Origin of the sequence: Photorhabdus heterorhabditis (assembly GCF_001280945.1) — a bacterium.
Taxonomy (GTDB): domain Bacteria; phylum Pseudomonadota; class Gammaproteobacteria; order Enterobacterales; family Enterobacteriaceae; genus Photorhabdus; species Photorhabdus heterorhabditis.
This window is the reverse complement of the sequence record NZ_LJCS01000028.1, coordinates 33,946-54,690: the sequence shown is the minus strand read 5'-3', so window position 1 is coordinate 54,690 and position 20,745 is coordinate 33,946. Positions and strand designations below refer to the sequence as shown.

15 protein-coding genes are annotated in these 20,745 nt (G+C 38.7%); 3 read left to right on the top strand and 12 right to left on the bottom strand.

Annotation, left to right across the window (positions count from 1 at the left end; translation table 11 throughout):
• Positions 1–735 precede the first annotated feature (735 nt).
• The 3 genes from gntR to gntU all read left to right on the top strand — a co-directional run bounded on the left by gntR (position 736) and on the right by gntU (position 3,774).
• Positions 736–1,731, top strand: a complete 996-nt coding sequence (gene gntR, locus AM629_RS11370; protein ID WP_054479023.1) for a gluconate operon transcriptional repressor GntR — start codon at positions 736–738, stop codon at positions 1,729–1,731.
• Positions 1,732–1,897: 166 nt separating this feature from the next.
• Complete coding sequence (gntK, locus tag AM629_RS11365; RefSeq protein WP_054479021.1) at positions 1,898–2,437, top strand: gluconokinase; 540 nt, start codon at positions 1,898–1,900, stop codon at positions 2,435–2,437.
• Positions 2,437–3,774 carry a gluconate transporter gene (gene gntU / locus AM629_RS11360; RefSeq protein ID WP_054479019.1) on the top strand — a complete coding sequence of 446 codons (1,338 nt, stop codon included), beginning with the start codon at positions 2,437–2,439 and terminating at the stop codon, positions 3,772–3,774. Before gntK ends, gntU begins: the two co-directional genes overlap by 1 nt.
• A 111-nt stretch (positions 3,775–3,885) precedes the next feature.
• Here the strand turns inward: gntU and AM629_RS11355 are convergent, their stop codons facing one another.
• From AM629_RS11355 to AM629_RS11300, 12 genes are all read right to left on the bottom strand, one after another.
• Positions 3,886–4,806, bottom strand: a complete 921-nt coding sequence (locus tag AM629_RS11355) for a GNAT family N-acetyltransferase (RefSeq protein ID WP_054479016.1) — start codon at positions 4,804–4,806, stop codon at positions 3,886–3,888.
• A 213-nt stretch (positions 4,807–5,019) separates the two neighbouring features.
• Positions 5,020–6,240 carry an SGNH/GDSL hydrolase family protein gene (locus tag AM629_RS11350; protein WP_054479015.1) on the bottom strand — a complete coding sequence of 407 codons (1,221 nt, stop codon included), beginning with the start codon at positions 6,238–6,240 and terminating at the stop codon, positions 5,020–5,022.
• Positions 6,227–7,357, bottom strand: a complete 1,131-nt coding sequence (locus AM629_RS11345; protein ID WP_054479013.1) for an SGNH/GDSL hydrolase family protein — start codon at positions 7,355–7,357, stop codon at positions 6,227–6,229. The genes AM629_RS11350 and AM629_RS11345 overlap by 14 nt, the downstream gene beginning before the upstream one ends.
• On the bottom strand, positions 7,344–8,765 hold the full coding sequence (locus AM629_RS11340) for an MBOAT family O-acyltransferase (protein ID WP_054479030.1): 1,422 nt from the start codon (positions 8,763–8,765) through the stop codon (positions 7,344–7,346). The genes AM629_RS11345 and AM629_RS11340 overlap by 14 nt, the downstream gene beginning before the upstream one ends.
• A gap of 325 nt (positions 8,766–9,090) precedes the next feature.
• Positions 9,091–9,879 (bottom strand): protein bax, encoded by a 789-nt coding sequence (locus tag AM629_RS11335; protein WP_054479011.1) that lies wholly within the window; start codon positions 9,877–9,879, stop codon positions 9,091–9,093.
• A 1,445-nt stretch (positions 9,880–11,324) separates the two neighbouring features.
• Entirely contained in the window at positions 11,325–12,401 is a 1,077-nt protein-coding gene (locus tag AM629_RS11330) for a fimbrial protein (RefSeq protein WP_054479010.1), read from the bottom strand.
• A gap of 12 nt (positions 12,402–12,413) precedes the next feature.
• Positions 12,414–14,891 (bottom strand): fimbria/pilus outer membrane usher protein, encoded by a 2,478-nt coding sequence (locus tag AM629_RS11325; protein WP_054479009.1) that lies wholly within the window; start codon positions 14,889–14,891, stop codon positions 12,414–12,416.
• Positions 14,892–14,916: 25 nt separating this feature from the next.
• On the bottom strand, positions 14,917–15,615 hold the full coding sequence (locus tag AM629_RS11320) for a fimbrial biogenesis chaperone (RefSeq protein ID WP_054479007.1): 699 nt from the start codon (positions 15,613–15,615) through the stop codon (positions 14,917–14,919).
• Positions 15,616–15,682: 67 nt separating this feature from the next.
• Positions 15,683–16,264 carry a fimbrial protein gene (locus AM629_RS11315; RefSeq protein ID WP_054479005.1) on the bottom strand — a complete coding sequence of 194 codons (582 nt, stop codon included), beginning with the start codon at positions 16,262–16,264 and terminating at the stop codon, positions 15,683–15,685.
• A gap of 1,090 nt (positions 16,265–17,354) precedes the next feature.
• The gene (locus tag AM629_RS11310) at positions 17,355–18,476 is read right to left on the bottom strand and encodes a DUF4056 domain-containing protein (RefSeq protein WP_083451917.1); all 1,122 of its coding nucleotides are present in this window, start codon (positions 18,474–18,476) and stop codon (positions 17,355–17,357) included.
• A complete protein-coding gene (locus tag AM629_RS11305; RefSeq protein ID WP_054479002.1) occupies positions 18,473–19,618 on the bottom strand; it encodes a BamA/TamA family outer membrane protein in 1,146 nt (381 codons plus the stop codon). The genes AM629_RS11310 and AM629_RS11305 overlap by 4 nt, the downstream gene beginning before the upstream one ends.
• Positions 19,618–20,604, bottom strand: a complete 987-nt coding sequence (locus AM629_RS11300) for a hypothetical protein (protein WP_054479000.1) — start codon at positions 20,602–20,604, stop codon at positions 19,618–19,620. The genes AM629_RS11305 and AM629_RS11300 overlap by 1 nt, the downstream gene beginning before the upstream one ends.
• Between the last annotated feature and the right edge of the window lie 141 nt (positions 20,605–20,745).

The following is a 20,745-nucleotide window of genomic DNA, read 5'->3' as shown; positions in this document are numbered from 1 at the left end:
CGCCGATGGTAGTGTGGGGTCTCCCCATGCGAGAGTAGGACACTGCCAGGCTTTAAATCCGGTGAACCCCCTCAGCGTAAGCTGGGGGTGTTTGCGTTTGGGCGTCAGAGACGCGATGACATGTCGGTTCGCCTGGCGGCTCATATAGTGCTCCACTGCCCGGTCTGCGAAATCGTCCCTGTTATGGCTCCTTGTACACGCTAGGTAACTATTGGTATAGACATCATAGTAGACGTGAATATAGCAGATAGACAGCTTAGCCATCTGATAGACATTCCATTAAGAAATAGACAGCTTATCTATTAGGTTAATAATCGAAACCTGCTATATCCGCTATAGCGGTAGTATGAAAAATAACTTAAATCGCTTCCTTCGGTTTATAGAAAATGAATCGTGAAATTCCAAACTCAGCTTATCATTATGGCTTTCTTTAAGAGTATTAATACGTTTTATTGAGTGGATTGCTGGTAGGCTATAATAAGTTTGAATTTTTGTTTTAGGATCACTAAAAACTATGAGGTTTTTATTATCGTGGTTATGGTTCTTATTCAAAACTTTTTCATCTTTAAAACCTTTTTGGCGTTTCATCTTATTTTTCTATCCACGATAAATGATGAATAGGATTCATCGCGTTTTTTGCTAAATTCAAAAAAAGTGTATCCTGATAGTGTATAACTATGTCATAACATTGTGCTTATTATCTTAAATTCTACTAATTTTAAATTGTCTTAAAATATGAAGAAAAAACGTCCTATTTTACAAGATGTGGCTGATCGTGTTGGTGTGACGAAAATGACGGTAAGTCGTTTTTTGCGTAGTCCGGATCAGGTTTCTGAACAATTGAGAAAGAAAATAGCTGATGCTTTGGATGATTTAGGTTATATCCCGAATCGGGTACCAGATATCCTTTCTAATTCTACCAGCCATGCTATTGGCATTTTGTTGCCTTCGTTGACTAACCAGGTTTTTGCGGAGGTTATCCGTGGTATTGAATACGTGACAGACCGTAATGGATATCAGACTATGTTGGCTCACTATGGTTACTTGTCAGAGAAAGAAGAAGAGCGTCTGATTTCTTTGCTTTCTTACAATGTTGATGGCTTGATTCTTGCGGAGCGTGCTCATACTCCGCGAACCTTAAGGATGTTGGAAACGGCCGGTATTCCTGTTGTTGAATTAATGGATTGTGTTTCCCCTTGTTTTGATACAGCAGTCGGTATTGATAACTTTGAGGCGGCTCGGCAGATGACAATGGCAATGATTGAGCGAGGTTGTCAGCAGGTTATTTATCTTGGAGCAAGACAGGATGAGAGGACAATTATTCGCCTGGAAGGTTATGAAGCTGCGATGAAAAGCGCAGGTTTAAAGCCTGGTAAGGTGATGACTCCAGACAGCTCTTCTTACACATTGGGGGGACAGTTATTGAATGAAGCACGAACGAAATATCCTGATGTGGATGGCCTATTCTGTACCAACGATGACCTTGCTATTGGGGCAATTTTTGAGTGCCAACGTCAGGGAATAGTTGTACCGGACGATATTGCTATAGCGGGTTTCCATGGTCACGATGTTGGTCAGGTTATGACACCAAAACTTGCGAGTGTACTGACACCTCGTGATTTAATGGGACGGAAAGCTGCTGAATTATTGATGTCACGGCTGAAAGGTGAACATTTACCGCAGAAAATGGTCGATATTGGTTTTGAAATATCACCAGGAGAAAGTATTTAATCGATCTATTGATTTTATATTTTTAAACTTACTTTGCGATAAACATCACATTTTTATTTCCTGAAGATTCTGTGTTGTTGCGAATATTGCTGCTACTTCCGATAATGTTACCGATAACAGTTACCGGTAACATTCGCAGATAAAATATCTGTGCTAAGGAGCTTATATGAGTGATACCCATCATCCGAATCATGTTTTTGTGCTTATGGGGGTATCCGGCAGCGGTAAATCTGCTGTTGCTAATGCTGTGGCCTATAAATTGGACTCTGCCTTTTTGGATGGCGATTTTTTACATCCAAGATCTAATATTAATAAGATGGCTGAAGGCTATGCACTGAATGACGAAGATCGTAAGCCCTGGCTGAAGTCATTGAATGATGCAGTTTTTGCTATGCAACGCACAAATCTAGTTTCTCTGATCGTTTGTTCTGCTCTAAAAAGGCATTACCGGGATATGCTGCGTGATAATAATAAGAATCTGTCATTTCTTTACATGAAAGGCGATTTTGCTTTAATTGAAAGCCGGTTGACAGCACGTAAAGATCATTTTTTTAAACCTCAAATGTTGATATCTCAGTTTGAAGCATTAGAAGAACCAGACAGTGATGAAAAGGATGTTTATCTGATAGATATTAGATCGTCTCTTGATGAAGTGATTAATCACTCAATAAAAATAATTAATAGCGTCATTTCAGGGGAAAAATAATGGGTACTTTGACTTTAGTGCTGACAGCGGTTGGCTCTGTCCTTTTACTACTGTTTTTGGTGATGAAGGCCAGAATACATGCTTTTGTGGCATTAATACTGGTTTCTATGGGGGCGGGTGTTTTTTCAGGTATGCCGCTGGATAAAGTGACCGAAACAATGCAAGAAGGAATGGGGGGGACGCTAGGCTTTCTGGCAATTGTTGTCGCACTGGGTGCAATGTTTGGTAAGGTTTTACACGAAACAGGCGCTCTGGATCAGATTGCAGTTAAATTACTAAATAGTTTTGGTGAAAAGCGTGCTCATTATTCATTGGGGATAGCTGGCTTGGTTTGTGCTTTGCCACTATTTTTTGATGTAGCTATTGTTTTACTGATTGGTGTGGCATTTGCAGTAGCGCGCCGTACTGGCGGTAATGTAGTGAAATTGATTGTCCCTCTGTTTGCGGGTGTTGCAGCTGCTGCGGCATTTCTGTTACCTGGCCCAGTTCCGATGTTGTTAGCTTCACAGATGAATGCCGATTTTGGCTGGATGATCCTGATTGGTATCAGTGCATCAATTCCCGGGATGTTACTAGCTGGCCCGATTTTTGGTAGTTTTATCAGTAAATATGTCACCTTGAATTTACCTGCTGATATAAGTGAGCCAAGCCTTGGTCAAGGTAAAATGCCATCTTTTGGTCTGAGTTTATCGCTGGTTTTGTTTCCCTTGGCTTTGGTTGGATCAAAGGCTATTGGTGAGCGCTTTGTGGTACAAGGTTCTGAATTGCACCAGTGGCTTGAATTTATCGGCCATCCATTTTCTGCGATTCTGGTTGCTTGTTTGATTGCCATTTATGGTCTGGCAATACGTCGGGGAATGAGTAAAGAAAAAGTGATGGATATTTGTTCTTCGGCTATTCAACCAGCTGGAATTATTTTATTAGTTACTGGGGCCGGTGGTGTCTTCAAACAAGTATTGGTGGATTCCGGTGTAGGTCCTGCTCTGGGGAATGCATTGATTGGTTCTGGCCTGCCAATTGCATTAGCGAGTTTTATTCTTGCTAGTACGGTTCGTGTTATTCAAGGATCTGCAACTGTGGCTTGTTTGACGACGGTTGGTTTGGTTCTGCCGGTGGTTGATACGTTGGGATATTCTGGCGCTCAGCTTGCGGCTCTTTCAATCTGTATTGCAGGAGGTTCTCTGGTATTGAGCCATGTTAATGATTCAGGTTTTTGGTTATTCGGTAAATTTACTGGCGCAACAGAATCCCAGACCCTGAAAACTTGGTCAATTATGGAAACCATCCTTGGAACAACGGGCGCTGTTGTTGGGATGATTTTCTTTGCTGTGATGTAATTCCTCTGTCATCTTAAATAGCCAAAATTTGAAGCACTCTTTTATGGCGTTGAACAATGCCGCCTTCTATGAAGGCGGACGATAAGCCAATTGTGTAGATGATTAATAAAACTAGAATAGTGTTCTCGCTAATGGATGGCGATTGCACCAGCGATCTTTATAGGCGAAAGAAGGTCTACCAATAGAATAGCGCATAGTTTTTTGCTGCTGCTGACAAAGAGCCGAGGCATTTCTAATATTCAGCCACATTACGATACTTCCAAGACTTAGATTGGAATATTCAGGATCGAATCCACCATTTATTGCATCAAATGAAATCCATTGAGGGCTATCTGATTTTATAACTAAATCATAGGCTACGGGAGTTCCATTGATAGTTAATACACTTCCGTACAGGTGTTGCTTGAGTTCAGTGTATAATTCAATTAATTTTTCTTTCTCTTTTTCATTATGTTGTTTAGCCCACCGTTTTTCGTACAGAGTGGTGTAAATGTCGACGAATTCTTGGCAGGTAAAATCGTCAATTTGACATATTTCCCCGCCTGAACGCTTAAACTTATTAATTTCATTACTGCGATTTCTTCTTGTTTTATAAGAAAAATCTTCTTTGGCAAGGCATATTGTTCGTTTATTTAACCAACCATAATGAGCATTGATAAAATTTTCTTTGTGCAAGACTGATAGGGTTTTTGATTTACCTGGAATTATGGTCTTGAGGTATTTAGCAATAGGGAAAATAATTTCGTCATAACTGAAAAAATTATAATCTTTCTGATGACTTGCGGCCAGATGATGATCTTTGCACGTAAAGTATGCTCCTTCGATAATGTTTGCTGACAGTGGATTTTCTTTAACGTAAAAGATAAAACTATTGCCAAATTTTTCATTTAGAAAACGTACAACATTTGGGTGAGTAGATATTCCCCCGCCATAAAGAGAATACGCTTGTTGATAACGTTCAAAACTACATTCTTTCCAACCGGAAATGAATCTTCTTATGGAACCTTTAGGGTACTTTTTTGAGAAAATCATATTTTAAACACTCTTTTTAACGCTATGTGTTACAGGTGGTACGAACTTATTTTTCAATCTATCAAATACAATAAAATGATGATTTATCTTTATTGGATTGGTTTTTAGCGATTTTTTGCATGTTGCAGTTATAAATCTAAGGCTAAATATTCAATTTTTCCGCATTATATAATACTGACGTTTAGTATTATTGAAACGCGATTTTATCGTTACCTATTGCCCAAGAGTATCCATTAATTGTTTATATAACGCTTTCGCACTACGCTCATAACCAGCGGCTGAAAGGTGAACATAATCAGGTCGTGCAAGATTTTGTTGCGCCCAGCGCTTAATTGAACACTCGCCACCCATATATTCACGCCAGTTCCAGAATAGTGTGTGCTGATCTTGAGCGACTTCTTGTTGAATATGGATAACATTATTCAACATGGCGGGTTGTTGTGTTGCGCAGCTTGTTGCTTGGCTATTTTTTAAGGAGTCACTTGGTCCGATGATAAGAATAGCTGTTTGTGGTAACTGGTGACGAATCTGTTTTATCTTGGTTGTCAATTGTTGGCGATAACCCGATAAATCTAACGAATCATTGAAAGCTGCATTTGTACCATAAGCGAGGATAATTAGATCAGGATGCATTTGAACTAAGGTATTAATCCATTGTGGCTGCCATTTATCCATCATATTAATGGTCGCACCATTAATACCTAAAGCGGATAATATAACACCTGATTGTTTACGTTTGATAAACCAGCCGCCTAATTTCAGCTGATTATCTTGTATCGCCATGATATTAATTGGGAACTTGACGGTTTTTTCAGGGGAAAACTGCCATTGACCGTGAGTTGACGGTAATTTAAGGGTTTGTTTGGTTGCAGACTGAACCAGAATCTGAGAATCACCAGATGCCTGATATAACGCTTTGAGTTGATAGTGAGTATAGGCTGGGGCAAATAGCTTTAAAACTAGTTTGCTGGTTTCGCTATTAGGCTCGGCAATTGTCCCTCCGAGAGGGAAATCGGTCCGGTTATCTTTGCGGCTGGTGGTCAGTTCCCATTGCTGTTTATCATCCGTTATACCAAGTATTGCATTACGTTGTCCGGGGACATCTATTGGGCTGACAAAACCAATACCGGCATCACCAAAGCGTTGTTGTAACAGAGAACGGAGCTTGCCAGTGAAAAAATCCGCAGCAGTGTGGGAATCACCCATCTGAACAAAATGCAATTGATTATGGTGGCTGTTGCGAAGTTTGTCTGCAAGTAAGGCTAGATTCGGCTCACCAAAGTCGGTTAACTGTTGGTTGGTTATCACTGGGTGTTGTGTTAGTAAAGATTTAGGTTTCCGCTTATGGCATGATATCAGGCTTAAAGAGAGTATGATGATCAGACCAATGCCAACAGGCTGGTATCGCTTGCGAAGTTGTTTAAGCATTTCCATTTTGTTTGGCTGGTTCCTGAATAAATTCAATCAATGAAATTATGTTGTCTGAAATAGTTTGCTGACCTTTCAAGCTAAAGTGTATACCATCACCGCTTCTGAGTTTAATTTTATTACTATTATCACCAATATAATCAGAATAATCATCCGCATGATATTTAAAAATATCATTAACAGAAACGTATATTTCTCCGGCTCTTGCTACTTCTGATTGATACAATGATCTCAGGTATTCCATGCTGGTAGAAAGTTTTTTCTGCCGCATATTCGGAGGGCCAACCCAGATGACATCGGCGTTATGGTGACGTGCTTCAGTGAGGATCGTGTTGATACGTTGGCGGTAGAGGTTTTCCCAATCAGTGCTGGCAAATTTTAGGTAAATACGTCCATATTGTGGTGGCATATCCCAAGGATCATTGGGTCCCAGGAAGATAACAACCAACTTGATATCGTGGTTGGCTTCCAGCGTCTTATTGATAGTTGCCGGCCAGTTAAAGAAACTGGGGTAAGCAAGCCCAGTACTTTGCTTGCTGAGATTAATACTTGAAATACCGTAATCCTGAAAGAGCCGACGTTTCAGATGAGGAGCAATACCTTGCATCATTGAATCTCCGGCAAAAAGTACTTTATCCTTAGCTGTTAGCGTCACATTGGTTTTGGCGATAACGGTACTGGATGGGTTATCTTTTGGATCATGGGGCACTGACGAAATGACAGAATTAGCATGAGGGGATTTTTGTAATAACGCAGGGAAAGTCTCAGATGAATTTGTAGCAGGAGAGATATAACCATTTAAGAACCGCAATCCTATCTGAAAATCTTTAGGGAGTGTAATACTGGATTTCTGAGCAGCTTGCTGATGATTGTCTCTGTTATTGCTGGTGTGTAATATGAAAGCTTCTCCCGCAGCCAGAACCCCTTGTTCCAGATTATCCCCAAAATCCCACAGAGGATTACCTTGTAACGTTGCCCAAAGGCTTTGCTGGTGGTATTTCTGTTGCCAGAATCTATCCAGTGAACGATGATTCAACCAGATTAACAGTAGGCTGGTTAATACTATGATAAGAATGACTTGCCCGGCTATTTTTAAATTGGATTTGAACTCAGAAATTAGCATAGATAAATCCTGGCATTCCTTGTGGTGAAAGCATAAATACCAAAGTCAGAATGATAGCTAATGGTATTGGGTAGTATATCCATGGAATATGGGCATGGATTTTCTCAACTACTGTTTTCAGATTAACGAGTTGCGGGTAAATAATAAACAGCCCCCAGAACATTATCAGCAACCAGCCATTGGCTATGATTGAGTGGAGTAAATTTGATGATATTAATTGATTTAATAATGCTAGGGCATCATCCAGAGTAGGACAACGGAAGAAAACCCATGCCAGACAAACAAAGTGGAAAGTGATCACTTTGGATAAAAATGAAGTCATTGGGTTCTTGGGTATATTCTTATTTTTTTTATCTGTTGGAGAAAATAATTGATATTTAATATTTAGGATGACTAATCCTAATCCATGGATAGCTCCCCAAATAATGAAGTTAATTCCGGCACCATGCCATAAGCCGGAGATTACCATGGCGGCAAATAAATTAAGGTTTTTACGTAGAAACCCTTTTTTATTACCGCCAAAAGGAATATAGACGTAATCGCGGATAAATTCAGATAAACTGATATGCCAACGGTGCCAGAAGGCTTGTAAATTTTCAGCCAGATAAGGGGCATTGAAGTTTTCAGGAACTTTAAATCCGAGGAGCAACGCTAATCCGGTAACTAAGTTGGTATAACCGGAAAAATTAAAATAGATGTGCCAGGCATAGGCATAAATACCAACCAGGATTTGCCCTGCATCGTAGCCGATGGGATCATCAAAAATTGGATTTACATAATTTTCAGACAAATAAGAGCTAAACAGGAATAGTTTAGTTATTGCTAATATAATCAGTAATATGGCTCTTGATGGTTCGATGATTGTTCTTGATGGAATCTGAATTTGAGGCAGGAAATCTTTAGCTCGGTTTATTGGTCCGGCAACAATACTTGGGAAAAAGCAGAGGTATAAAACGACATCAGGGAATGATGCCGGTGGAATTTCATTTTTTCCAACGGAAACGACATAGCTAACAGAATGGAATGCATAGAAAGATAAACCAAGAGGTACGAGTAGTGTCAGTACAGGTAAATCTATGGATAAGCCAAATTGTGCAAACGCTTGCTGGAGACTTTCTTGAAAGAAAGAATAATATTTGAATACAGTAAAACATCCCAGAATACCTATCGTTAGGATAGTAAACGTGATGCGATTGGATAGAAATTTACTGGCTATGTTTGCTAAAAGATAAATGAATAATGTATAACCAAATAAGATACCGGCGAAAAGTGGATTAAAAGAAAAGATAAACAGATAACCTGCGATTATCAGCAAATAGTTTTGTACTTTTGCACTTTTTTGTAACATCCAATACAAGAGAAAGAAGGCAACAAAGGACCCGAGAAACTCAAAAGAAAAGAAATTCATATTAAACTCTGGTTAATCATTTCGTCGCAATTAAGACAATCTTGAATGATATTATAATATTCAACCTAAACATTCTATCAATGAGTAAGACAAGCTGGTGGATGTAAGAAAATCATCCATTCCATATTTCTATGCAACAGATGATATTGGTAGTTAGAGAGCTATATACCCGTTATCTTTCAAGTTGCTGCTTTGTTGGCTGCTTTCATTTATCACTTACCCCAGTCACATCGTTACCTATGCGCCTGGGGATGCGTTCACTTGCCGCCGCGCTGCAAATTGAAATCCATTAGGGTATATATTCGAACTCATACTGACGAGAATTTTAGTCGTACTCGTTTTTAGCTAACTTTTGTGCTTGAGTGATAAGCCCTTTGTTGCTGTTAAACACCTTATGCAGGTAACTGTTGTAAGTAGAGCCTAATTGTGAATATCCTTCAAGATTATCAATCAACTTGCTGGTGTTCAGTGATTTTTGAAGGCTCCTCTGTTTAGCGCGTGAAACCCGTAATGATTCATAAGCATTATGGGTATTCATGTTCCGCATATAGGCTTTGACAGAATCATTTATAGTCGGATAGGAGAAATAACCTTTTATCTTACCCTGAGTTCTCTTACAGCCGTTACCGCAACGCATACCGAACAGGTTGTTATTCTGCTGTGCAAGCTTAGAAGTTCCCCAACCAGATTCTGTTGCAGCCTGAGTAGCAACAAAATGGGTTGGAATGATGTCAACACGGTTCAGTAGCTTGTTCCAGTTAACTTTTTTAGGTGAGCTGCTACAGCTCATGTTGTAGTTTTTACAAATCTGTTGCAGGTGCTTGATATCCTGAGAGGACCAATGTTTGGCATCCTGATGTTTCAGTAGCCATTTCCTTTCCTGCATAATTTGTTGATTGTGTTGATCAATCACAGGGACAACAACATTTAAAAACGCTTTCTTACGTGGGGTGCCCGAAGGGTATTTTCGTAAATCTGGCAAACTACTTGGTATGCCATTGTGAGAATACTCTATGCTTTTAGCGGTACTAGTTGATGCTTGACTAAAAGCGGAAAACAACAGTGAAATAAAGAAAGCGAAGATGGCGGTTGTCCTCATCGTTCGAGAGGGCATTGCTTTTCCTCGTTTGCTCTGAATAAAAAACGAGCTAATGCTAGCAAAATAAATCCAGTATGACCAGAGTTATTAATAATCCATAAGAATTTCTACTGAAATTTAAGTTGATATACTACGGATGTATTCTATTTTCTATTAAGTTATAGTTGGTTGTGTATGATTTCTATATGAAATAATATTGTCCAGTTTGGTTTATATATAATAAATAATAATGTTTTTTTTTGTTTAATTCACTCCTGAAATGTTTTTACCGGGCAGGAAAAGATCGATAAACCGGTTGAGCGAATATCTAAAGTTATTGGATTTGGTTTGATCCCATTTATCTATAATATTGCTAATTGTAAGAATACTGCCCCGAGTAATAAACTAACGGATATTAATATTGCCGCTATAATAATAAGTATCATTTTCATAAACAGGTAACCCGTCACCGATAGGTGTTTTTTCTCTGTGAGTTAGATATTGAGTTTTGTCTGTCAGGCTTGAGCTGATTTTGTAATATACCTGTTATCTTTCAAGTTGCCTCTTGGTTGGCTGCACTCACTCACCCCGGTCACAGAGTTCTCTATGATATAGTTATCTATGACATAGTTCTCTATGACATAGTTATCTATGCTCCCGGAGATTCGCTCCCTGGCCGTCGCGATCCATCTTGAAATCTATTGGGTATATATCTATGGTCATTGGTGCGGTGCAGGGTATTCGATATGATTATAAATGTTAAGTTAAAATAAGTAACAAAGTGTTAAAATTATCTACTTTTTATTATGTTGTGAAAATATAATAAAAAGATATATGTTAAAGTAAATATTTTCCAATATATTTATTCTTTTAAAATATAAATATGCATATTTTTGGATTTGTATTAATAATGCTTTTTTAATTCAATTTATATTGGATATGTAGTGGGTTGGTTAATTTTATTTATATTGATATGTTATGTTTAAATATATTTTTATCTAACTTTATATTGTTTTTTTATTTGATTTTAATTTGTATTTTTTGTATGTAATTGATTTTTAATTATTTGTTTTCTTGGTGATATGTCTGTTTGAATTGTTTATTCTATTATGGTTTATATTGTATTAATTGCTTTTTTATATTGTGTAAAATGTATTTGAATGTATTTTTTATGACCTTGTTTATATTTAAATAATATGATTGAATATGGTTTTGATATTGTTTTTTTAATCTTATTGATAAGTTTAAATATGTTGTTTTTATGTATTTTATGAATTGTACTATTTTATTAGGAAATTAAGTCAGTGTTCGAGATTGTTGAATGCTAGGATTATCATTGCTTTACATAGAATCAGGGTAGGTTGCAAATGTAAATGAATTTTTATTCGGAAACACTTTGTTACATATTATTACTTATTGATACATAAATCGGGGTTCGGATAACAAAAAGAAGGGGCATTTCCTTTGCTTCTTGATTTTGGTTAATTGTATTCAAAGTTCAGAACAGAGGTTGCTTTTAGTTCCCCTGACATAATGTTTTTAGGATCATAAACGTAATAGTAAGCATTAAGATCAATGGCAAAGCGTTTGTCCATGGCATTGTCGGTATTTTTGCTGAATAACGGTGTTGCACCTTGGGAAGATGTTTGCGAGGTACTGAAAGTGATAGGTGTTGAACTACCCGGTTGAGAGACTCGGATGCCAACGCCTTTAGCGGCGCCTGCTTTGTTATCGATTAAAGTTCGGTTATCGTTTGGTAGCAGATTATTACTGCTGAGATAGGCTTTAACTGAACGTGAAGTTTTACCATTAAGAAGAAAATTGCATTCAAAGTTGAGTGTAAAAGGTGTTTCTCCTTTATTTGTTCCGCTAAGAAGCGTAGCGCGGTTAACCTTTGGTAGATTCACTGTTAGTCCCGCATTTGAGAAGTGACAAGTCGTATCTTGACGATTAAAAATCATGGTAACGGGTTGGTAATAGATATCTTCAGAATGAGTGGGCCATACCCAGGTGAGAATAAAAGTCAGGAAATCGGTAGCAAAACGGAGAATGGCGTCAAAAAGTCCTATATTGGTGGTGTCCATGGCTATTACAGCTGTCTTTAATGTTGCAGTGTTACCGGAAAAAACGTGAATATTACTACCACCAGGTCTACCGTTTAATAGCTTAACATTAAGTGTAAATTGGGCTTGCAATTTGCTGGCAGGGTATGTCGTGTTACTGTTTCCCAGATAAATATTACTACTGGGAGAAAGATTAGTGATAGTCACTTCTACATAATTTTTGCCTCCATTGAATCCGAGAACAACCTTATTTTTGGTAAACGGTGAACCGTTAGCAACAGAGTTTTGCTTCCATAATGCATTTGAGGTGCATTTAAAATAGTCGGAATACCGGGTATTTAGTTGCCAGCTTGCATTACTGTTCAAGTAGAGATGATCTGTCATATCGATATTGATTGCTGGTGCAGTGATTGCGACACTGGGTTGACAGTTTGCATAAACTATACTGCTGTTCAGGCTGATTAGGGCCGACAGATACAATAGCTTAAGTTTCATTATCTTCCTCCCTTAACGACAAGTATTGGCGGTTGAGTCCATTTCATCAGGTTGTGGATCGCTTATTACACAACTCTTTTCACCTGATTTATCAATGCGGACATAAACTTGTTGCGGCAATTTTTCTACTCGTAGGAAAACCATACTACCCTGACCAATATATCCAAGGCTGTTACCTTCTGAATCGACAATTTCAGTACCGAAAGGTAAAGGTTTACCATTGGCCTGAGTGGAGTAGAAAATAAAAGTTTTTCGCTGGTCTGTTTTAAATCTGATATGGGTAATAGAACCGGAATAGGGAGCAACATCTCTGATGTTACCGATAAGTTCAGCCGACTCTTCCGGCACTTCACTGGTATCCAGCATGATGGCGTTTTTACGGTAAGGGGAAAGATAAGGTATCAACAATTTACCGCTGTTATTCGTCACCATGCTTTTATCACCATTCACAGAAGCATTAGCTGTGCCTGGTGCGTCAATGATTGCAAAGGTTTCTCCAACCTGATTAGCGGCCAGAATGCCGCCCCGATAAGCAACCAAACTGCCTGTTGCACCGAGTCCCATCTGACGGTAATCCTTGGATTGGCTATAAGAGCTACTGAGTGTGGAAACGGATGTTTTATAGGTCAAATTTGCGCTGGTTGTGGTGGAACCGCTTTTCTGATCTGAAATGTTAAGGTGATAATTCAGACGGTTGTGTGGGCCTGCGCTGCCACTTAATCCCAAATCACTGTTGTTGTAGTGATTATCATTGATTGAGATATTACTGGTCAGATAGGCAGGATAATCAAACAGCTCAAAAGGAACAGACAGCATCAGATAGTAACGTTGTTCCTCTTTACTGTCTGTTTCATTGATATTGTACCGAACACGGCTTGCTGTCAGGGTATAATTGATTTTGCCCAGGCTGTTGGAATATCCCATTTGATACTCTCTGCTTTTATTCTGGGTTCTCCAGTAATCACGGAATGTTCCCGAAAGAAAAAGTGAACCTGCCCCGCGACCAAGATTTTGGTTTAAATTAATATTGAAAGTGTTTTTCTGATGAGAATAGTATTGTCGGTTGTATCCGCTACTTAGCCAGTCATGCAGATTAATGGCATCGATCAAATTCAGATAGTTTTTAGTTGAATAGTGATAAGCAGCTAGAGAGAAATTGGTTCCTGTTTGTGGAATATAGCGGCTATAAGCTGCTTTGTAGCTCTGGCCTTTCATCGTTGGGGTATTGTCAAATTTAGTACTGGATTGTGAAATATCAATTGAGACTGCGCCAATCGCTAGGTTAAATCCACTGCCTAATAGTAATGAATAATAGTCTTTGCTGATAATGGCACCTGTATAACCGGTAAGAATATTATTGAACCCATATTGATAGCTGGCTTGGAAAAAGTTGGGTTTATGGTGACTGTTGGCAATTTGGGCTTTTCCTGCACTGATATCATATTTGCTAAGACCTTCTTTCATCATATTAGGGACGGATGAAAAGGGAACAGTAAAGCTGTTGGTGCGTCCATCCGCTTCTGTAACTTCGACAAATAAGTCGCTGCCAGAACCTGTTGGTAAAATAGTATCAATGGCAAAAGGTCCCGGTGGTACACTACCTTGGTAAATAATAACGTTATCCTGCGTGATTTTTACCAAGGCGTTAGTCTGTGCAACTCCCCGGACGATAGGGGAAAACCCTTGCCAGGCATCCGGGTACATGCGCATATCTGTTTTTAAATTAATACCACGGAAGCGGAAAGAATCGAACAAATCACTTGATGTATAGCGATCACCAATACGAAGCTCTGAGTTAATTAATGAAATTCCTCGTTGCAGATATCGGGTATTATTACTCCATTTATTGCCATTTGAACGTGTGTAGTGATAAGCGGATTGATCACGTAATTGCCAGCCAAATAGATTTAAACCGCTATTAAGTGATACGTAAGCATTATCTTCATTTTCATGACCACGATGCTGTTTATTCCTATTCTGAGTACGGTAATAGTTGGCATTATAGGAAAGCATGGCTCCTGGAATCCCTTTGTCCCAGAATGCAGGATCGATGTAGCCTTTTAGTTCATTTTTAATATAAGCTTGAGGGACAACCAAATATAAGCTGAGTTTAGGAACATCAAGATTAGCTGTTCCTTCATGTATTATCTTAGTAAGGAGAATTTCATCTTGAGATAAGGATGATTCTGGTAATTGGTTCTTATCAATTATTATACCTAACCTTGGCAAATCTTCATTTAGCAAGTAAATATCGTTGCCATCGTTTTGGATATGAATATCAAATCGTCCTTTCCAGTCATTATTTAGGTATACATCAATATCGTAACGGCCAGCGGGTAATTCGGAAGTAGAATAAAATCTGGACAAATCTGCTTTTGCAGATTCGCCAGCCAAAAAATCAGTATTAAATGTTGTGGCATAACATAAATAATCTGTATACAGGATAGTGGTGATTATCAGAGCTAACGGACTAACTTTTTCTCTTATCATGTTCTATGCTATGCCAGTAATATCACTATTGAAGTGGTAAAGTTAATTTATTTATAGAACCAAAGTCGTCAACAATAGCTAAAGTTAATTTGTCTCCGATTTTTAATTTTACATTGGTACTGAATGAATAAGAAGAGAGTGGTTTAATGATTGTTCCCTCGTTTAATAAATTAGGTTGAGTGTTGGAAGATTTGAGGCCGACAACATTTAGGAAATAGGGTGATGAATTATCCAATTTTAATTTGCTGCCGTCACGTTTTAATACAATATGCTGTTCGATCTGTTTAGGTGAAATAGAAAGCTTTTCAGGCCGATAGAAAAATTTGATGCGGGTACGAATAGCAATCTGCATGACGTTTTTATCGGCAATATTTTCTGCAACGGGGGGAATATCTAGAACATTTAAATAAAACAGTGATTCCCGATCAGGGGGTAGGTTGCTGTTAGTGTACTTAATTCTTAGTTGTTGGCCGTTATTGCCATCAACTTTGACGACTGGAGGCGTGAGCAAAAAAGGGACTTTAGCTGTTTCAGGTGTTGAGTTAGGATCGCCATCATCTATCCAGGATTGTACCAGAGAGGGCTGATCGCCCGCATTTAATAATTGAACAGACACTTCTTTATTACTGGCTGGATAAATAACACGAGTTGTATTAATGACGATGTTGGCATATGAGGGTAAAGCCGTCACCGTTAATAATGTAGCTAAAAATAATTTCTTCATAATGTTATTTTTGTCAAAGTAGATAAGCCTATTTATCTAAATAGGCTTTATTTATTGTGGTCAATAATTATAGGTAAGTAAGGTGATAAGTAACCCTTGTTACTACTTTACCTGGGTCCGCCTCAGCAGTGCCTACTTTATAATATTTAGCATAGAAATCAATAACTTCAGGCGCTGAGCCAGAACCTTTGATCCCGGTATCAAAAGCTTTATTCAGAATAATCGGGGTATTTTCTTCTGAATGTTTAACAATAGCAATACCTACGTTTTTAGGCTTACCATCTGCATTAACTTCTTCGTTGACCAGATACTTACCATCGTTAGAAATAGAGTTTGCTGATGAAAACTCTATTTTCAGCATAGAGGTTTCTGGGGCAAAACCAACCGCTTTGGATTGGCAGTTAGAAAATTCTAGTGAAAATGCTTTTTTACCGGAATCAAGTAAACCTTCCTTTTGGCTGGCTTGAGAGACAGAGATAGGAGCTAATATAATTGACAGATTCGCTGAAACACCACCGTTAATAGTACAAGTGGTATCAACAACTGCACCAGAAAAATGTATAGTGCCACCATTAGCACCCTCGAATGCAATTGCAGAGCTTGTAGTAAAAATAAGAGCGGCGGCGGTGGATAAAGCTAGTTTATTCATTTTTCCTCTCCGGGAGTAGGGATGTATTGAATTGGCCTTATCAGGGTAGTGAAGAGAGGGGCCCTGAATCCCCTGACACATCAAAAAGATTTTAAAAAGATGTTTGTGTCCGTCTGAAAAATTAATTTGATTTTATGAATTTAAAATAAAAATCAACATATTATGTGACTGAAAATAGTCTGGTAACTTACTGCCTATCCCAATAGGGCTATTTTATTTGCCATTTTGAACCTGGGCAGTGCTCAAAATCCTCACGTACTACGTGTACGCTCCGGTTTTTCCGCGCTGTCCGTGTTCAAACTGCCTGCAACAATTACGCCTATTGAGATAGGCTCTTAAGTTAGATTTAATAAATTTAATTGTTGCTGATGTAAGTTATTGTTTTTTTACTTAGATAAAGATGATATTGTTGATACATATTTATACCTTGGAATTATATATTATAGACGATTATACGTATTTAAGAAGTTTTTTTTATTATTTAAATTAAATTAAGAGTAAACTTCTATGTTATGAGTGAAAATAAGTAAAATACACGATGTGTGAGTGTTTTTTGGAATTAATACCTGTGTTTTTTTGTTTTTGTGAATTTTATTTCTGTTGGTGTTTGTTTGGCAGATTAATGTTTTTTTGATTCTTTAATTTGTTTTTTATGTTGTTTTATATTAATTATTTTATATCAATTAGTTATTGTTTTTTTATCTTTGTAAATATTTCAGTACGGTTTTTTGTTATTTGGAATAATATTTTGGGAATGTGGTTTTTCTTTGGTGACTTAATTTAAGGGCTGTTAATGTAGTTGGTTCTATTATGGGGGGATTGATTTTATATTATGGTATAATGTTATGGAAATGGTAAATAATAATTGATGATAATTCGTTAAAATTATTCATTAAGAAATAGTAATCTGAGATCTTTTTATATGTCATTGACTGATGATGTTATTTTCATTGGTAATATACCCGTTATCTTTCAAGTTGCCTCCTTGTTGGCTGCACTCATTCACCCCGGTCACAGAGTTATCTATGTTCCCGGGGATTCGCTCCCTTGTCGTCGCGATCCATCTTGAAATCCATTGGGTATATATGAATCAATGATTTTCTTGCTGCTCTTTCGCTTTTTCTGCCAGTTGTGGAAAATCATTCACGTTCCAGTAGCTTTCTGGCACAGGAAGCTCTTGCATTTGGCGGCCAGGCCACAATTGTAATTCGGCTAATTCAGATAATACATAGCCAGAATATTGTTGTGGTAGGGCCAGTCTGAGAGGTTGTTGCCGTTCTGTCGGAACCATATTAGGCATACGGTTGCTGTGAGTATGGTAATCACGCTGAAGAATTAAGCGCTTATCAGGTACTCGACGTTTACTGTCCCACCAGATACCATCAACCCGTTCAAACATTTTACGGGTTTCATCAGCAGATAAGGCTTCCAGCTCACGCAGTGCGGGAGGTAAAATGGCTTGCATTGATAGGCGGTATTGTTTCATTGACGGAACTTGCCCTGCCAATATCAATGAAAGAGAAAGGCGGGCTCCTAATAGATTGGAATAGAGATCTTCAGGAGAAAACGCCGACACTTTTTCAGAAAATCCTGGTACAGATTGATAACCATACCATTGGGCAATTTCATGCCATACAGCAAGCTCAAAAGCGAGTTTTACGGCCAGATAAGCACTTAAGGTATAGCGTTGTTCTGTAGTTGCTGGTGGCATGAATTGATAAAACTGGATGCGGCGTGATGCTAATTCGTTACTCAACTCTATATGCCATTCTTCTCCAAGACGGGGCCAAATTTGGCTGAATAGAAAAACAGCATTATCGGCAGTATCCCGGACATGGGAAATGTCAATGAATCCGCCTCGGCGGGTGTATATCATCCCCACTTTTTCATTACTAATACCTGTTAGTGCAGCGACATTACCAAAAAAACTGTTAGTGTAATGATGTTCGCCGAGATTATCGGCATCCAGTACATTACTTATTTGATAAAAAGGTATTGGAATGGCAAGTAATTGAGTTTTTAAATTATAGCCAAAAGCACAGCAGGCTCTAAATCCTTCGGGAGAAGGGATTGGATTAAGAACGGGCCATGCTCGTGTTGCTTCGGCGTTTGTTTCACTATTTAAATCAGGTTGTACAGGTGCAATTGGAGAAAATGTTCCCTGGCATCCTGCAACTAACATTAAAGCAGCAATCCATAAACGCAATTTCAAAACGCCTCTCCTACCTGAAAATAAAATCCATTGCTTTTCTTACCGATACCAAAATCTAGTCTCACATTCATTTTGGGCTTGAATTCAAAGCGATAGCCAACGCCAACGGTGGGTAGCCAGTTTTCTGAGCCAATATCTTCTGCGTAATGGCTTAGGGTGCCAGCCCCAGCCCACAAGACAAATCCGTGCCGCCAATTCAATTTGCGCCGATATTCTAATTGGGTGCTGATGACATTTTTATCCCGGTATCTGCCTTCATAATATCCGCGCATCCGGTTACTGTTACCCAACATTGACAGCATATTCCACGGTACTTGACCATCGGTAAAACGGCCGTAACTATCAAATGTCAATACAGATTTTTCATTTAATTGATAATAGTGGCTGTATCGCATATCAACAGTGTTAAACCGGCGGTCACTTGCCAATGTAGGGGAAAAATGTGTGTAGGTAATATCAAGCACTTGCCCTTGATAAGCGTTAGGCAGGAAATCCCGGGTGTCATAACTGAAATAGGCGCTTACCCCAGAACTTAAAATGGATCGTCCGTCGCTTTCGGTTGCGAATAGTTTTTTCGCGCCATTGTCAGGGTCTTTGGCATGTAGTGATGAAAAATTCCAGCCAGCGCCTAAATAGGTAGAATCAGCAACCCGATAAAGAGTTCTGGGTTGTAAGCGCAGCTCTTGTGAGCGATATTTTTCTTTGTGGGCATCTATCTTGCCTGCGTTATATCCGGTTCCCCAGTAGTAGGTAGGAACGTTATTCAATGTACCGGAAAGAAAGAAACGCCACTGATCATCAGCAAAAAAATTGTAATTATCAAATGTGAACCCAAAGGCGCCGGTTGAAGAGGTAAATCCATTCAGGGAAAGGGAAGAGATTTGGCTGGTATGATCGTTATCATCTGGCCGATAAAGACCAACGACAGCAACACCAAGGCCAGCACCTAATTCTGGGGTATAAAAAGGGCCGGGTAAAATGCCCCAATCAATCGCTTTACTGCTGTCATAGGTATTACTGCCACCTAATTTTTCAAGCCAGTGATCAATTTTTTCCCTGCTGAGTGGTGTTTGAGCATATGAGAAATCAGAAATAAAAAGGCTGACTAAAGCCAGCCGATATAAAGTACAGCGGATATTCATTAAAAACGGAATTCTCCTGAAATATAGCAGCTATTACGTTTGTTAAAGCCAACTTCCGTCAGCAAGTTGAAATTACGTGTGACTTCCAGCCTTGCGCCGACGGTATTATTCCAGCGAGCCGAAACATGCTGTTTCACTTTGAATTTCATATTATCATAATCATCGAATGCACTTACCATTCGGTCAAACATAGGGGGTAAGTCCAGATTACTAATCTTGCCTTCAAATTTCTGAGTAATTTTCTGGTACATACCGCCGGTCCATACTTGTAATTTGGTATTTCCTTGCCCCGGGATGATTGGTTGGAATGTAAATTCATAACCAATACGCGGTGTGATGACCAAAGCGCTGATTTTGCCATCCAAAATATCCAAACTAGTGTAGGTATAGTTGGTATCAAGCGTACCAAAGAACAGGTCGTAACCTCCTGCCAGAGTCAAACCGCCACCGTAGGTTTTACCTTTAAAATCCAGTGTGAAGGGAATATCTTTCATTCCTTCAATAGTCTGACCCATAAAACGAATTCCTTCAATGTTGGTTTTCGATGTACCCTTTGTCCAGCCGTAAACGCCATAAATATTCAGAAAAGGCAGAACCCAAGTATCCAGCTTGAGCATATGGGATTCATTCTTTTCTCGGGTCTTGCCTGTTTGAATACCCAGTGAATCTTCAAATCCTGGGGTATCCGGTATAATAATTTTAATATCGTCTACAACGATATTCTGTCGCATATTCATATAACCATAACTAGCGCCAAAAGGCTCTGGTAGGTCATAACCTTTAGCTCTGGCCTCATCCCCCCAAATAGGCAGTATTCGTGATTCTTGTTTATTAGGTTTTCTGGATAAATGACCATCAGCAGTGATTGGATTTCCTCCGGACTGACTGACAGAGATAGAAAGAATTGGGCGGTCATCTGCATAGCTATAAGGGATCGCCAGACAGGATAAAATAACAGTTAACTTGCTAATATTAAAAAATTTCATAATAGAAAGCCCAGTTTTGCGAGTAAGAGGATTTAAGGTTTTAGATATGTCCCATCGTAATATTCAGCGCGCAACAAACCGGGCAAATTATCATAAGTTTTATTAATAATAAGTATCATAAAATGCTGAAAAGTATAATTT